This window comes from Roseateles sp. GW823-FHT07B05, from assembly GCF_058794515.1.
The window spans coordinates 649,372-664,218 of sequence record NZ_JBXAGX010000001.1; the positions used below are offsets into that span (position 1 = coordinate 649,372).

12 protein-coding genes are annotated in these 14,847 nt (G+C 68.1%); 5 read left to right on the forward strand and 7 right to left on the reverse strand.

Features of this window, described 5'->3' with window-relative positions; translation table 11 throughout:
• Positions 1-99: 99 nt before the first annotated feature.
• The 5 genes from AC1Q7O_RS02650 (at position 100) to AC1Q7O_RS02670 (ending at position 6,820) form a co-directional block, all read left to right on the forward strand.
• Positions 100-849, forward strand: coding sequence for an electron transfer flavoprotein subunit beta/FixA family protein (locus AC1Q7O_RS02650; protein WP_492658549.1), 750 nt, complete (start codon positions 100-102; stop codon positions 847-849).
• A gap of 78 nt (positions 850-927) precedes the next feature.
• Positions 928-1,860 (forward strand): electron transfer flavoprotein subunit alpha/FixB family protein, encoded by a 933-nt coding sequence (locus AC1Q7O_RS02655; protein WP_492658548.1) that lies wholly within the window; start codon positions 928-930, stop codon positions 1,858-1,860.
• 75 nt (positions 1,861-1,935) lie between these two features.
• Positions 1,936-3,723, forward strand: coding sequence for an acyl-CoA dehydrogenase (locus AC1Q7O_RS02660; RefSeq protein ID WP_492658547.1), 1,788 nt, complete (start codon positions 1,936-1,938; stop codon positions 3,721-3,723).
• A 60-nt stretch (positions 3,724-3,783) separates the two neighbouring features.
• Positions 3,784-4,743 (forward strand): NAD(P)H-dependent flavin oxidoreductase, encoded by a 960-nt coding sequence (locus tag AC1Q7O_RS02665; RefSeq protein ID WP_492658546.1) that lies wholly within the window; start codon positions 3,784-3,786, stop codon positions 4,741-4,743.
• Positions 4,744-5,056: 313 nt separating this feature from the next.
• Entirely contained in the window at positions 5,057-6,820 is a 1,764-nt protein-coding gene (locus AC1Q7O_RS02670; protein ID WP_492658545.1) for a beta-1,3-glucanase family protein, read from the forward strand.
• Positions 6,821-6,841: 21 nt separating this feature from the next.
• Here AC1Q7O_RS02670 and AC1Q7O_RS02675 read toward each other — a convergent pair whose 3' ends face one another.
• The 7 genes from AC1Q7O_RS02675 to AC1Q7O_RS02705 form a co-directional block, all read right to left on the reverse strand.
• The gene (locus AC1Q7O_RS02675) at positions 6,842-7,489 is read right to left on the reverse strand and encodes a trimeric intracellular cation channel family protein (RefSeq protein WP_492658544.1); all 648 of its coding nucleotides are present in this window, start codon (positions 7,487-7,489) and stop codon (positions 6,842-6,844) included.
• Between the two features lie 23 nt (positions 7,490-7,512).
• A complete protein-coding gene (locus tag AC1Q7O_RS02680; RefSeq protein ID WP_492658543.1) occupies positions 7,513-9,459 on the reverse strand; it encodes a UvrD-helicase domain-containing protein in 1,947 nt (648 codons plus the stop codon).
• A gap of 58 nt (positions 9,460-9,517) precedes the next feature.
• Complete coding sequence (locus AC1Q7O_RS02685; protein WP_492658542.1) at positions 9,518-11,083, reverse strand: ABC transporter substrate-binding protein; 1,566 nt, start codon at positions 11,081-11,083, stop codon at positions 9,518-9,520.
• Positions 11,080-12,648 (reverse strand): ABC transporter substrate-binding protein, encoded by a 1,569-nt coding sequence (locus AC1Q7O_RS02690; protein ID WP_492658541.1) that lies wholly within the window; start codon positions 12,646-12,648, stop codon positions 11,080-11,082. The genes AC1Q7O_RS02685 and AC1Q7O_RS02690 overlap by 4 nt, the downstream gene beginning before the upstream one ends.
• A 70-nt stretch (positions 12,649-12,718) precedes the next feature.
• The gene (locus AC1Q7O_RS02695) at positions 12,719-13,009 is read right to left on the reverse strand and encodes a hypothetical protein (RefSeq protein WP_492658540.1); all 291 of its coding nucleotides are present in this window, start codon (positions 13,007-13,009) and stop codon (positions 12,719-12,721) included.
• Positions 13,010-13,030: 21 nt separating this feature from the next.
• Positions 13,031-13,465: a hypothetical protein gene (locus AC1Q7O_RS02700; protein WP_492658539.1), complete on the reverse strand. Its 435-nt coding sequence runs from the start codon at positions 13,463-13,465 to the stop codon at positions 13,031-13,033.
• 200 nt (positions 13,466-13,665) lie between these two features.
• Positions 13,666-14,508, reverse strand: coding sequence for a 2OG-Fe(II) oxygenase family protein (locus tag AC1Q7O_RS02705; RefSeq protein ID WP_492658538.1), 843 nt, complete (start codon positions 14,506-14,508; stop codon positions 13,666-13,668).
• Positions 14,509-14,847: the final 339 nt, after the last annotated feature.

Here is a 14,847-nt window from a genome sequence, read left to right on the forward strand (position 1 = left end):
GGCTAGAATCGAACGATCGTGCTTTTTTCTGCACGGCTCCGCCCGGAGCGCCCCGTAGAATCCGATTAACGTTTACGTCAATTCGAGCTGGAGTTTTCGATGAAGGTCTTGGTCCCTGTCAAACGTGTCGTGGACTACAACGTCAAGGTGCGCGTGAAGAGCGACGGCACGGGCGTTGATATCGCCAACGTCAAGATGTCGATGAACCCCTTCGACGAGATCGCCGTCGAAGAGGCCGTGCGCCTGAAGGAGAAGGGCGCCGTCACCGAGGTGATCGCCGTGTCCTGCGGCGTCACGCAGTGCCAGGAAACGCTGCGCACGGCGATGGCCATCGGCGCCGACCGCGCCATCCTCGTCGAGACCGACGCCGAGCTGCAGCCGCTGGCCGTCGCCAAGCTGCTGAAGGCGCTGGTGGATAAGGAGCAGCCGGGCCTGGTGATCCTGGGCAAGCAGGCCATCGACGACGACTGCAACCAGACCGGCCAGATGCTGGCCGCGCTGGCGGGCCTGCCGCAAGGCACGTTCGCGTCCAAGGTGGAAGTGGCCGGCGACAAGGTCAACGTGACGCGTGAGGTGGACGGGGGCCTGGAGACGGTGTCGCTGAGCCTGCCGGCCGTGGTGACGACCGACCTGCGCCTGAACGAGCCGCGCTACGTGACGCTGCCCAACATCATGAAGGCGAAGAAAAAGCCGCTGGAGACCGTGAAGCCCGCCGACCTGGGCGTGGACGTGGCGCCGCGCATCAAGACGCTGAAGGTCAGCGAGCCGCCCAAGCGCGGTGCTGGTGTGAAGGTGGCCGACGTCGCCGCCCTGGTTGCCAAGCTCAAGACCGAAGCCAAGGTCATCTAAGCCATCTGAGAACTTTGCGGGACAGACCGCCGCGGCGCAGCCGCAAGCGCTGTCCTCAACTGACTAGGAACCATTGAGATGACCGCACTCGTCATTGCTGAACACGACAACGCCGCCATCAAGGGCGCCACGCTGAACACCGTCGCCGCCGCGGTCGCCCTGGGTGGCGACGTGCACGTGCTGGTGGCCGGCCACAACGCAGCCGCCGCCGCCGCCGCCGCCGCGCAGATCGCCGGTGTCGCCAAGGTGCTGCACGCCGACGCCGCCGCGCTGGGCGAAGGCCTGGCCGAGAACGTCGCCGCGCAAGTCATCGCGCTGGCGTCGGGCTACAGCCACCTTCTGTTCCCCGCCACCGCGGCGGGCAAGAACGTGGCGCCGCGCGTCGCCGCGCTGCTGGACGTGGGCCAGATAAGCGACATCACCAAGGTCGTCAGCGCCGACACGTTCGAGCGCCCGATCTACGCCGGCAACGCCATCGCCACGGTGCAGAGCAGCGATGCGACCAAGGTCGTCACCGTGCGCACGACCGGCTTCGACCCGGCTGCCGCCACCGGTGGCTCGGCCGCCGTCGAGACCGTGGCTGCCGCGGCGGATGCCGGCAAGAGCAGCTTCGTCGGCCGTGAGGTGACGAAGAGCGATCGCCCCGAGCTGACCGCTGCCAAGATCATCGTGTCGGGCGGCCGCGCGCTGGGTTCGAACGAGAAGTTCATGGAAGTGCTGACGCCGCTGGCCGACAAGCTGGGCGCGGCCCTCGGCGCCTCGCGCGCCGCCGTCGACGCGGGCTACGCGCCCAACGACTGGCAGGTCGGCCAGACCGGCAAGATCGTCGCGCCGCAGCTCTACATCGCGGCCGGCATCTCGGGCGCCATCCAGCATCTGGCCGGCATGAAGGACTCCAAGGTCATCGTCGCCATCAACAAGGACCCGGAAGCGCCGATCTTCTCGGTGGCCGACTACGGCCTGGAAGCCGACCTGTTCACGGCCGTGCCGGAACTGGTCAACGCGCTGTAAACCGCACGCCGACTGCACCGGGCGCCCCGACTCCGGTCGTTGCGGCGCCCTTTTTGTATCCGCCCGGAGGAACAAATGAGTTACCAAGCCCCCGTCAAGGACATGCTCTTCAACATCCAGCACCTCGCTGGGCTGGAAGCGCTCACGCAACAAGTCCCCGCTTTCGCGGACTTCGGCCTGGACACGGCCGGGGCCGTGCTGGAGGAGTGCGCCAAGCTGACGCAGGACGTCATCGCGCCGCTGAACTTCGAGGGTGACAAGAACCCGTCGAGCTGGAAGGACGGCGTGGTCACGACGACGCCTGGCTTCAAGGACGCCTTCCGCGCCTACGCCGAGGGCGGCTGGCAGGGGCTGGTGCATCCGGCGGAGTTCGGCGGCCAGGGCGCGCCCAAGACGATCGCCGCGGCCTGCAACGAGATGCTGCAGTCGGCCAACATGAGCTTCGCGCTGTGCCCGCTGCTGACGGACGGTGCCGTCGAGGCGCTGCTGACCGCGGGCAGCGATGAACAGCGCAACCTGTTCATCCCGAAGCTGCTGGACGGCTCGTGGACCGGCACGATGAACCTGACCGAGCCGCAGGCCGGCTCGGACCTGGCGCTGGTGCGCACCCGCGCCGAGCCGCAGGGTGACGGCACGTACAAGATCTTCGGCACCAAGATCTTCATCACCTATGGCGAGCACGACATGGCCGAGAACATCGTCCACCTCGTGCTGGCCCGCGTGGCCGGTGCGCCGGAGGGCGTGAAGGGCATCAGCCTGTTCCTGGTGCCGAAGTTCCTGGTGAATGCCGATGGCTCGCTGGGCGCGCGCAATGACGCGCACTGCGTGTCCATCGAGCACAAGATGGGCATCAAGGCCAGCCCCACCGCGGTGCTGCAGTTCGGCGACCACGGCGGTGCCATCGGCACGCTGATCGGCCAGGAGAACCGCGGCCTGGAGTACATGTTCATCATGATGAACGCGGCCCGCTACGGCGTGGGCATCCAGGGCATCGCCATCGCCGACCGCGCCTACCAGAAGGCCGTGGGCTACGCGAAGGACCGCGTGCAGTCGCGCCCGGTGGACGGCTCGGTCGCTGGCAGCGCCGCCATCATTCATCACCCGGACGTGCGCCGCATGCTGATGACGATGCGCTCGCTGACCGAAGGCTGCCGCGCGATGGCCAGCACCGCTGCCGCTGCGTTCGACGCGGCCCACCACCACCCGGACGCCGAGGCCCGCAAGCAGAACCAGGCCTTCTACGACTTCATGGTGCCGCTGGTGAAGGGCTACAGCACCGAGATGAGCCTGGAGGTCACGTCGCTCGGCGTGCAGGTGCACGGCGGCATGGGCTTCATCGAGGAGACCGGCGCGGCGCAGTACTACCGCGACGCCAAGATCCTGACCATCTACGAAGGCACGACGGCCATCCAGGCCAATGACCTCGTGGGCCGCAAGACGGCACGCGACGGCGGCCAGCTGGCCCGTGCGGTGGCCGGGCAGATCGAGGTGACCGAAGCTGAACTGGCGAAACGCAGCAGCGCCGCCGCCCAGGCCATGCTGAAGGCGCTGCGCGCGTCGCGCGAGGACTATCTGGCGGTCGTCGACTTCATCGCGGCATCGGCCAAGGGCAACCCCAACGCGGCCTACGCCGGCTCGGTGCCCTACCTGATGCTGGCGGGCAACCTCGTCGCCGGCTGGCAGCTCGCGCGTGCGTTGCTGGCCGCCGAAGACGCGTTGGCGACTGACAAGGCGTTCATGGACGCCAAGATCACGACGGCGCGTTTCTATGCCGAACACATCCTGCCGCGCACCGGCGCGCTGCGGTCCGCAATAGTCGGCGGCGCCGACAGCGTGACCGCCCTCAGCCTCGAAGCATTCTGATGTTCTTGCGGGTTGGACCACGCGCAAGGCGCGTGCTCCGACCTCAACTGTCTTGGAGTATTGAACTTGGCCCTGCCTCCCATCCTGCAGAACCTGCCGCTGCCCGTCATCGGCTCGCCGCTGTTCATCATCAGCAACCCCAAGCTCGTCATCGAGCAGTGCAAGGCCGGCGTCGTCGGCTCCATGCCGGCGCTGAACGCGCGCCCGGCCGAGCTGCTCGACGAGTGGCTGGCCGAAATCACCGAGACGCTGGCGGCCTACAACAAGGCCAACCCTGACCGTCCGGCCGCGCCGTTCGCGATCAACCAGATCGTGCACAAGAGCAACGAGCGGCTGGAGCACGACATGCAGGTGTGCGCCAAGTACAAGGTGCCCATCATCATCACGAGCCTGGGCGCGCGTGAAGACGTGAACCAGGCGGTGCATGGCTGGGGCGGCATCGTGCTGCACGACATCATCAACAACAAGTTCGCGAAGAAGGCCATCGAGAAGGGCGCCGACGGCCTCATCGCCGTGGCGGCCGGCGCGGGCGGCCATGCCGGCGTGAAGAGCCCGTTCGCGCTGATCCAGGAGATCCGCGAGTGGTTCGACGGCCCGCTGGCGCTGTCGGGCGCCATGGGCACGGGCGACGCGGTGCTGGCCGCGCAGGCCATGGGTGCGGACCTGGCATACATCGGCTCGGCCTTCATCGCGACCGAAGAGGCGCGCGCCAGTGACGACTACAAGCAGATGATCGTCGCCAGCAACAGCGACGACATCGTCTACAGCAACCTGTTCACCGGCGTGCACGGCAACTACCTGCGCGGCTCGGTCGTGGCCGCGGGCCTGGACCCGGACAACCTGCCCGAAAGCGACCCCAGCAAGATGAACTTCGGCGGCGGCGCGGCCAAGGCCTGGAAGGACATCTGGGGCAGCGGCCAGGGCATCGGTGCCGTCAAGCAGGTGCTGCCGGCAGGCGAGCTGGTGGCGCGCCTGAAGCGCGAATACGCCGCTGCGCGGGCGCGCCTGGCGTTGAACTGAGCACGCCACGCCCGCGTCGGACGGCCGCCTTCGGGCGGCCGTTTGCTTTGGTGGGTTTCCTGTCCCTGAAGCGGGCGACTCATGAAAACGGCACGCACGGGTTTCCCATGAAACCGCTTTCTTGTCGTTCCCGGGAGGATGCGCCGCGAAACTGAAAGCGCTTTCAGATTCGATGTGAACGTGACCTGACCCGGGCAGCGGCTGTCTGCCAGGGCGTGCGGTAGGTCTCTGCAGCCAGAAAACGGGCCCTTGGGAATCGCGTCGTTGGGGCCTCTGCACGACCCGCCGTCCACGTGCGGGCAAGGAGACAAAAGTGAGTCTTGTTCTGCGTTGTCTGCGCCTGTTCGGCGCCTGCTGGTGGCTGGCCCTCGGCCTGCTCGGCACCACCCCGGCCCTGGCCCAGGATTACACCCAGGGTGTCGACGTCAGCGGCACCACCGCGACGATCTGGTTCAAATCCAACGTGTCGACCAGCTGGGTCGACGCGCACTACAGCGTCAACAACGGCGCGCAGCAGAACATCCGCATGACGGCCGCCAACGGCCGCTACGAGCAGAAGGTGACGGTCGCCAGCGGCAACGTCATCGGCTACTGGTTCACATACAACAACGGCACGCCGGCGTACGACACGCCGAAGTTCACGTACACGGTCGGCGGCGACACGGCGGCGACCGGCCCGGTCTGCTTCTACGCCGACATCAACTACACCGGCGCCAGCCTGTGCGTCAGCGCCGATTCGAGCTGGATCGGGTCGGCCTGGAACGATCGCGTGTCGTCCGTCAAGGTGCAGGCCGGCTACCAGGTCACGCTGTTCAACGACATCAACTACGGCGGCAGTTCGCTGGCGCTGACGGCCAACGAGCCCAACCTCGTCAACCGCGGCTTCAACGACCTGGCTTCGTCCTACCGCGTGTCCACCAACACCGGCAGCTGGAACGGCCGCACGACGTTCAACATCGTCAACCAGACCGGCGGCCGCTGGACCGATGACCAGGTCTACTGGGCCATCATTGGCAAGGACTGGAGCACCGGCAAGTTCGTGCGTGTGGACGCGGCGGGCAACCTCATCCCCATGTCCACGGCCGACAACGGCGCGCTGACGAAGAACGGCGTCACCTACACCAACTACTTCCACAAGCTCAGCAACACCCGCGCCATCACCATCCCGGCGCTGGACTCGGCGCGCGTGATGATGTCGGTGGGCTCGCCGATGTACATCCGCGTCGTCCTCGACGGCAACGGCAACGTCGGCTACGCCGGCGCCAACATCGAGAACCCGACCGATCCCAACATCGACGTCTACTTCGACTTCGGCGAGATGGCCATCATCCCGCCCGGCCGCCCCGACCCCGGCATCTTCATCAACACCACGCGCGTGGACCACTTCGGCTTCCCGCTGAAGCTGCGCGTGCAGGGCCTGGGCGGCTACGACCAGACCGTGGGCGAGGCGCTGGCCGAGACGCGCGACCAACTGTTCAGCAAGTTCATCGCCGAGGTGCCGTCGCAGTTCAAGCATCTGGCGCAGGTGCCGTACGCGCCTTACCGCATCATGGCGCCGGCCCACGCCACCTTCAAACCCGGTGCCGCCAATGCCAACTACCTGCAGCCCTACATCGACGCCGTGTGGGCCCGCTATCGCAACGAAGACCTCGTCTTCACGCTGCAGAACCTGGGCACCTTCCGCGGCCGTGTAAGCGGTGACCGCTTCACGTTCACCGGCGGCTCGCCGGCCGGCACGTTCTACATCAACGGCAGGCCCGACACGGCCATGGTGCTGCTGGGCGCCGGCCTGCTGGCCGACGCGAGCGGCAACCCCACCAACATCGGCACGCAGCTGCAGATCCAGGCGCAGATCTGCGCCGCACTGAACCGCCATGTGATGGAGCAGCCGGCCAACTGGTACGTGCAGTCCGCGCACTACCCGGCGGGCCAGCTGGGCAACTGGTTCGCCAAGTTCTGGCACGACCACAGCATCAACAAGAAGGCCTATGGCTTCGCCTACGACGATGTGGGCGACTTCAGCCCGTCGCTGCACACGCAGGCGCCGACGACGGTGACCTACACGATCGGCTGGTGACGAGGGGGGGCGGGCGCGCGGTCAGCGCTTGTTGATGCGCCAGACCGGCAGCGTCCAGCCCGTCCACAGCGCCAGGCCGCGCAGCGCCACCGCCGTCGCGGCGGCGGCGCTGATCGTGGCCCACTGCGGCCAGCCCAGTGCGACGGCCGCCACGACCACCCAGCCGCCGACGAAGCTGCACAGCGCGTAGGGCCGGTGGTCGTGGAACGCGGCCGGGATCTCGTTGCAGACGATGTCGCGCAGCACGCCGCCGAAGGTGGCCGTGATGACGCCCATCAGCACGGCGACGATGGCCGGCATGCCGGCGTCCAGCGCCACCAGCGCACCGTTGGCGGTGAACAGGCCCAGGCCCAGCGCGTCGGGCCACTGGATGGCGCGCTCGGTCAGCGCCAGGTGGCGGCGGCGCATGAACAGCATCGCCGCCAGGCACAGGCCCATCAGCACCCACAGCCAGTCGGCGTGCTCCACCCAGAAGAACGGGCGCCGGTCCAGCAGCACGTCGCGCAGCGTGCCACCGCCGAAGGCCGACAGGCCGGCGACGACGCACAGGCCGACGACGTCCAGCTGCTTGCGCGCCCCGGCCAGCAGCCCCGACAGCGCGAACGCCACCGTGGCGGCGATCTCGACGGTGGACTGCAGCGTCGAGAAGTTGATGACGGGAGGCTTCATGGGGCGGGATCTTCGTTGCTGGCTCAGGCGATCAGCGCCGCGTCCTTCAGGAAGCGCGACGGGCGGCGCGGATCGAAGGTCAGCGTGAGTTGCCGGCACGCGCGCGTCATGGCCACGTAGAGCAGGTTGCGCGTCTCGGTCGAGCCGTCGCCGAACTCGCCGGCAGACAGGTGCGGCACGATGACGTGATCGAACTCCAGCCCCTTGGCCGCCTCGATGCTGGACAGCATCACGCGGTCGTTGCTGCGCAGGCGCCGCCGGGCGCTGTCCATGGCCGTGAACATGCGGAAGGCGCCGGCCACGCCGGCCTCCTCGGCGACGGCCACGCGGTGCAGCTGCGCGATGTTGTCGGCCACCTGGGCGGCATCGTCCTGGCGCACGAACACGCGGGCGGCCAGCGTCAGCGGGTCCAGCGCGTTCAGGAACGAGGCCTCGAAGGCCTCGGCGTCCTGCGTGCGCAGGATGGCCATGGCGGCCTGCAGCTGCCGCCGGGCGGCCGGGTGGGCACTGCGCAGCACGTGGGCGTCGATGAAGGCATGCGTCGTGTCGGCGCTGCCCGCGGCCTCGGCCACCGCCACGCGCTGGGCGTCGGCGCCGTCGAGGTGGCGCAGCTCGATGCTGTCCACGCGGGCGCCCGAGAACAGCAGCAGCGCGTCCAGCAGCGCGGTCCGCTGCGCCGGGGTCTCGAAGCCCGTGTAGTCCTGGCAGGCGCTGGCATGCAGGCCGCGCACCAGCAGCGTCTCGGGGCGCTCCAGGTAGGGCGCGAAGCCCGCCGCGTCGTACGGCACCCCGAGGCGCAGCAGCTCGTGCTCGATCAGCACGGACTGCGCGGCATGGCGAAGCAGCACCCGCAGGCTGGCCAGCGCCTTCTGCTGGTGGTGGGCCTGCGCCTGGCGGGCGATGAAGGCCGCGGCCAGCCGCGGCGTCTCGCAGTGCTCCAGCCGGATGACCGTCTGCAGCGCGTCGTCCGCCGCGTAGGGCTTGCCGGCCAGCGCACCCGCGTGGCGAGCCAGCTGCTGGCTGAAGCGGCGGCTGTGCGTCAGCGGCAGCACCTCGGGCATTCCGATCTCGGCGCGGAAGTGCTCGCGCATGAAGCCGGCCTCGGCGCCCGTCTGTGAGTGGATGACCTGGTCCCGGTCGCCCACGCCGACGAACGCGGCGCGCGGGTTGGCGGCCAGCACCGCCTTCAGCACGGTGAAGGCGGCGCGGTTCACGTCGTGCATCTCGTCGACGCAGATCAGCGTGAGGCCCTGCTGCAGCGCCGCGTCGCCGGCGTCGATCTCGCCGTTGAGCAGCGCACGGGCCAGGTCGTAGGCGCCGTCGCCCTGGAAGCGGAACTCCGGCCGGTCGGGGTGGCCGCCCTTGCGGGCGAACTCGTAGCAGGCCCAGGCGCGCATCGTCAGGTAGCCGAAGCCCAGCTCGTCGGCCAGCGCGGGCGTCATGCGCTGCTCGGGGTCGAGGTGCTCCACCACCATGCGGCCCTTGAGCACGTCGAACGACTTCAGCAGCCCTTCGACGAGGTCGTGCGGCTGGGCGTCGGCCATCAGGTCGTCGGGGTGGCGCTCGTCCGGCAGCGACTGCGCGCGCTCGATGGCGCGCACCACGTAAGGCCTGGCTTGCTCGGGCGACGCGATGACGCGCGTGGCCACGCCTTCCGCGGTCGTGAGCACGGCCAGGCTGAAGGCCTCGAAGGTCTGGATGCGCAGCTTCTGCACGACCGCCCGGGGCACGCCGATGCCCGCCAGCCGCTGCTGGAGCGCCGTGACGGCGGGCGCCGTGTACGTCAGGGCCAGCACGGTCTCGGGCTGGGCGCCGCGCTGCAGCGCCTGCGCGATGCGCAGCGCCAGCGTCGTCGTCTTCGCCGCGCCGGCGTTGGCCTCCACGAGCAGCAGGCGGGTTCTCAGCAGCTGGATGGCCAGCTGTTCGGCGCTGGGGGTGATGCCGGTGGGCTGGAAGGGGACGTCGCTCATCGAGCGGATTGTCCCGCGCCGCCTCGCCGGGTTCAGCGGTGCCGGGTGGCGGGCCGCGTCACTTGAGGGTCGCCCACTTGGCCTGCGGTGCGTCGTTGGCCGAATGCGGCAGGCTCACGCCGGCCCGCATCGCCCACGGGCGCACCTGGTGGTGCAGGGGAATGAACAGCACCTCGTCGCGCGTGCGCTTCAAGGCTTCCTGCATCAGCGCCAGCCGCTTGGGCACGTCGGTCTCGACCTTCATCTGCTGCACCAGCGCGTCCACCTTGGCGTCGCTCACGCGCGAGAAGTTGCCCTTGCCGTCGACGCCGCCGGTCTTGGTGTGCACGATGTCCTGCAGCGTGTACTGCGCGTCGAACGTCGTCACGCCCCAGCCGTACATGTACAGCGGCAGCTCGAAGCGCTGCATCGCGGCGGAGTGCTGCGTCATCGGCTGCGTCGTCAGCCTCGCCTTCACGCCGATGCGGGCCCACATGGCCACCACGGCCTGGCAGATCTCCTCGTCGTTGACGTAGCGGTCGTTGGGGCAGGCCAGCGGCACCTCGAAGCCCTCGGCGTAGCCCGCATCCGCCAGCAGCTGCTTCGCGCGCGCCACGTCCGGCTTGGCGACGGTGTCCAGCTCGGCCGACCAGCCGTAGGTCACCGGCGCCACCATGACGGCCGCCGGGATGGACAGCCCGCGCATCAGGCTGCGCCTGATGGCCTCGCGGTCGATGGCGATGGACAGCGCCTCGCGCACGCGCCTGTCCTTGAATGGGTTCTTGCCCTTGACGCTGCTGCCTTTGATCTCGTCGCTGCCCAGGTCCATCGCGAAGAAGATGGTGCGGTTCTCGGGGCCGTCGATGACCTTGAGCCGCGGGTCGGCCTTGAGCTTGGCGACGTCCTGCGGCGGCAGGTCGGTCAGCAGGTCCAGGTCGCCCGACAGCAGCGCGGCGACGCGCGTCGCGTCCGACTTGATCGGCAGGTAGGTCACCGCGCTGATGTTGCCCGACGGCTTGTCCCACCAGTCCTTGTTGGCCACCATCGTGATCTTCTGGTCCGGCGTCCAGCCGGTGATGCGGAACGGCCCCGTGCCCATCGCGTTGCGCGACGCGTAGGTGTCCTCCTTGGCCTTGAAGTCCTGCGGGTTCTCGTTGCGGTTCTTCTGCGCCCAGGCTTTGCTCATGATGCGCACGTAGGTGAGGTTGCGCGTCAGCACGGGGTTGGGGCCTTCGAGGATGAAGTCCACCGTATGGGTGTCGACCTTCCGCGCCTCCTTGATGCCGGAGGCGTAGATGATCATGTTGCTGGCCGGGTGCTTGATGCGTTGCAGGCTGAAGACCACGTCGTCCGCCGTGAACGGCGTGCCGTCGTGGAACTTCACGCCGCGGCGCAGGTCGAAGCGCAGCTGTGTGGGCGTCACGTAGGTCCACTTCGTGGCGAGCGCGGGCTCCACGTCGAACTTCTCGGTGTAGCGCGTCAGGCCTTCGTAGGCATAGCCCGTGATGGTGGCCGTGGCGGAGTGGTTCTGCGAGTGCGGGTCCAGCGTCTGCGCGTCGTTCTGCGCGGCCCAGCGCAGCGTGTTCGCGCCGGCCGGGTTGGCGGCCAGCAGCAGGGCGGCGGCGAGGGCGGCGAGCTTGCTCATTTGACGGTCGTGTAGCGGGCTTCGAAGTAGTCGTTCGAGCGGTGCGTGGTGTCCACGCCCGGCTTCATCGCCCACGGGCGGATCTGGTGGTGGATGGGGATGAACAGCGACTCGTCGCGGATGCGCAGCAGCGCCTCCCGGATCAGCGCGTTGCGCCTGGGCACGTCGGGCTCGAACTTGATCTTCTGGATCAGCTCATCGAGCTTGGCGTCGCTGACCTTGCCGAAGTTGAAGTTGCCGTCGGCGCCGTTGGTGCGCGTGTGGCCCCAGGCCTGCATCGCGTACAGCGCGTCGTAGGTGGAGACGCCCCAGCCCAGCATGTAGAACGGCGACTCGCCGCGCTGGAAGGTCTGGCTGTGCGTGGAGAAGGGCGCGGCCACCAGCCGGGTCTTCACGCCGATCTTGGCCCACATGGACACGGCCGCCTGGCAGATCTGCTCGTCGTTGACGTAGCGGTTGTTGGGGCAGTGCAGCGGCAGCTCGAAGCCCTGGGCATAGCCCGCCTCGGCCAGCAGCTTGCGAGCCTTGTCGAGGTCGGGCTTGAGGGGCGCGTCCAGCGCCGCGTCGTAGCCGTTCACGCCGGGCGGGATCATCAGCGCCCCCGGCACCGACAGGCCGCGCATGATGCTGCGCTTGATCGCCTCGCGGTCCAGCGCCAGGTTCATCGCCTCGCGCACCCGCCTGTCCTTGAACGGGTTCCTGCCCTTCACGCTGGACTCGCGCAGTTCGTCGCTGCCCTGGTCCATGACGAAGAAGATGGTGCGGATCTCGGAGCCCTCCAGCAGCCTGACCTTGCCGTCCTCCTTGAGCTTGAAGAAGTCCTGCGGCGGCAGGTCGGTGACGAGGTCCACGTCGCCGGACAGCAGCGCGGCCACACGCGTCGGCGCGCTCTTGATGGGCAGGTAGCTCAGCTCGGTCACGTTGCCGGGGTTCTTGTCCCACCAGGCCGTGTTGGCCACCATCTTCACGGCCTGGTCGGGCTGCCAGCTCACCAGCTTGTACGGCCCCGTGCCGTTCGCGTTGCGCGACGCGTAGTTCTCTTCCTTGGCCTTGTAGTCCTGCGTGTTGGTCGTGTTGTTCTTCGTCGACCACACCTTGCTCATGATGGGGAAGCTGATGATGTTCTGCAGCAGCATCGGCGTGGGCGCCTCGAGGATCAGGTCGACGGTGTGGTCGTCGATCTTCCTGACTTCCTTGATGCCCGACACATAGGTCTGCTTGGTGCCCTGGGGCTGCGTGATGCGGCCGAAGCTGAACACCACGTCGTCGGCCGTGAACGGCGAGCCGTCGTGGAACTTCACGCCCTTGCGCAGGTCGAAGCGCACCTGCGTCTGCGAGAGGTACGTCCACTTGGTCGCCAGCGACGGCTCGGGGCGGTACTCCCTGCTCAGCCGGGTCAGCCCCTCGTAGATGTGGGTGCCGATGGCGTTGGAGGTGTTGTGGTCCTGCGAGTGCGGGTCCAGCGTCAGGATGTCGTTCTGCGCGGCCCAGCGCAGCGGGGCGGCCTGGGCGGCGCCGAGGGTGAGCGCGGCCAGCAGCGGCAGCAGGCGGAGCGTGGATTTCATGCGGCTTCCTTCATCGAGGTTGAGGGACGGCAGAAGCCAAAAAATGTAGCGGCGCGCGCCGGGGTTCTGGCTAGGGCTTGCCCGCGACTTCCAGTGAGCAATCGCAACCGCTGCCCGACGAGATCCAGCGCCTGACCAGCCAGCCGCGCACCCCGCTGGGTTGCGCCGTCAGTGCGCCGCACACATAGCGTGCACCGTCCCATTGCAGGGCGACGCAGGCACCTTTCAGGCGCCGGCTCAGCAGCGCGCCCAGCGGGCAGGGCTCGGCCAGGCAGCAGACGCCGCAGCCGTTGCAGGGCTCACCGACAGCGGGCTTCGCGGGCGCGTCGGCGTGGATGTGGATGACGCGGTGGGGTTTCACGCGCGATGCGCGGGTCGCAGATCAGCGCACCCTGCGCTTCAACCGCACGTAGGCCAACAGGGTGCCGCCGGCCAGTGCCAGGCACCACGGCGCGGGTTCGGGCACCGGGCTCACGCGGGCGTTCTGCATGGCCTCGGTCACCAGCGGCACGACGAACAAGCTGTCGGTCGCAGCGTCGGCGGGCGCCTTCTGCATCGCTTCCGTGATCAGCGGGACGGCGGCGGGAGCCTGCTCCACAGCGGTTGCAAACGTCGGGGTCTGCACTGCCTCGGTGATGAGCGGCACAACAAACAGGCCGCCCCCGGTTGCCGTCGGCGCCTGCTGATTCTGCATGGCCTCGGTGACCAGCGGCACGACAAACAGCGCGCCTGCCGTCGAGGGGGTATCGGCGGCACGTGCCTGCGAGGCCAGCAGCGTCAGTGGCAGGAGGCAGGCAAACAGGAGGCGTCGGGGCATGTCGGACCTTGCGGGTGAAGGAGATGCGCGACACGGGCATGGTGCCTGCAGCCGGGCGGGTAGGGCAGTCTATGCAGGTCGCCCGGCGCGACGCCTTGCGGCCTACCCTGATGAACGGGCATGGCGCGTCGGGCCCGTGAGGTCGACAAAAAAGGGCGCCTTGGCGCCCTTCGTGGAAGTTGATGTGCCGCGACCGGCGATCAAGTCTTCACACCCAGCTCGCGCAGGCGCTCGTTGAGGTAGGCGTCCGCCGTGTAGCGGTCGCTCAGCACGACGTTGTCGCGCGGATGCAGGAACAGCGGCAGCGACACGCGGCTCTTCTTCGCACCGTCGCCGGTGGGGTTGACGACGCGGTGCTGCGTTGACGGGTAGTAGCCCTCGGAGGCCTCCTGCAGCATGTCGCCGATGTTGATCGTCAACGTGCCGAAGTCGCAGGGCACGTCGTGCCAGGCGCCGTCGGTGCCCAGCACCTGCAGGCCCGGCTCGTTGGCGGCGGGCAGGATGGTCAGCAGGTTGATGTCGCCATGCGCCGCGGCGCGCAGCGAGCCGGCGGGCTCCAGCCCCGTCAGCGGCGGGTAGCGCAGCACGCGCAGCAGTGTCTTCGTGCTGCCCTGGATCATGTTCGACAGCGGCTCGCGGTAGCGGGCGGCGATCTCTGGCGGCGTGTACTTCTCGACCCAGCCCAGCAGTTCCTCCGCCAGCGCGTTGGCTTCGCGGTAGTAGGTGAGGGCGTCCGCCTTCAGTTGTTCAGGGATGCGGCCCCAGGGGTAGACGTGGAAGTACTCCTTGATGTCCTTCTGCGTCGAACCCTTCGCGGTCTCGGAAATCTCGGTTGAGAAATAGCCGTCCTGGGTTTCCTTTGAAAACGCAAACCCGTGCTTGGCCTCGCTGTTGAAGAAGGCCAGCCAGTCGGCGTAGATCTTCTCGACCAACGCCTGGCGGATGGGGTGGTTGGTCAGCACGCCGAACCCGGTTTCATGCAGGGAACGGGTGAACTTCTCGGCGGCGTCGGGTGCGCGGTAGTCGACGACTTGGACTTGCATCGGGGATCTCCTGAATGTCCCGGGGCTCGACCATTCAAATTCGGGGCCGGAGCGGCGTCAAGTTTACGAGTCAGTCAACTTTTCTTGCGCCTGATCAGTGAACTTTGTCGCACCCCCGTCACCTTGTCGGGCAAACCCGGGGTGCTAGAGTTCGGCCCCTGATGGAACCCGTCTGTTACTCAGAAGGCCTGCACCGACGTGGGTCGGCCTTTCGAGCAGCGGATGGTTTCCCGGTCCTTCCCGTCCCTTTTTCTGTGGCCACTGGCGGCAGAGAAGGTGGGTCGCAATCCGCCAATCGGTCGAGCCGTGTCGCGGAAGGTTCTTCAACCAGCCAACTCC

Bases quoted from the DNA above. Each gene is read 5' to 3' on its own strand.
- AC1Q7O_RS02685 (WP_492658542.1), bottom strand. From the start codon at position 11,083: ATGAGCAAGCTCGCCGCCCTCGCCGCCGCCCTGCTGCTGGCCGCCAAC.
- AC1Q7O_RS02700 (WP_492658539.1), bottom strand. From the start codon at position 13,465: ATGCCCCGACGCCTCCTGTTTGCCTGCCTCCTGCCACTGACGCTGCTG.
- AC1Q7O_RS02680 (WP_492658543.1), bottom strand. From the start codon at position 9,459: ATGAGCGACGTCCCCTTCCAGCCCACCGGCATCACCCCCAGCGCCGAA.
- AC1Q7O_RS02650 (WP_492658549.1), top strand. From the start codon at position 100: ATGAAGGTCTTGGTCCCTGTCAAACGTGTCGTGGACTACAACGTCAAG.
- AC1Q7O_RS02655 (WP_492658548.1), top strand. From the start codon at position 928: ATGACCGCACTCGTCATTGCTGAACACGACAACGCCGCCATCAAGGGC.
- AC1Q7O_RS02675 (WP_492658544.1), bottom strand. From the start codon at position 7,489: ATGAAGCCTCCCGTCATCAACTTCTCGACGCTGCAGTCCACCGTCGAG.
- AC1Q7O_RS02705 (WP_492658538.1), bottom strand. From the start codon at position 14,508: ATGCAAGTCCAAGTCGTCGACTACCGCGCACCCGACGCCGCCGAGAAG.
- AC1Q7O_RS02660 (WP_492658547.1), top strand. From the start codon at position 1,936: ATGAGTTACCAAGCCCCCGTCAAGGACATGCTCTTCAACATCCAGCAC.
- AC1Q7O_RS02690 (WP_492658541.1), bottom strand. From the start codon at position 12,648: ATGAAATCCACGCTCCGCCTGCTGCCGCTGCTGGCCGCGCTCACCCTC.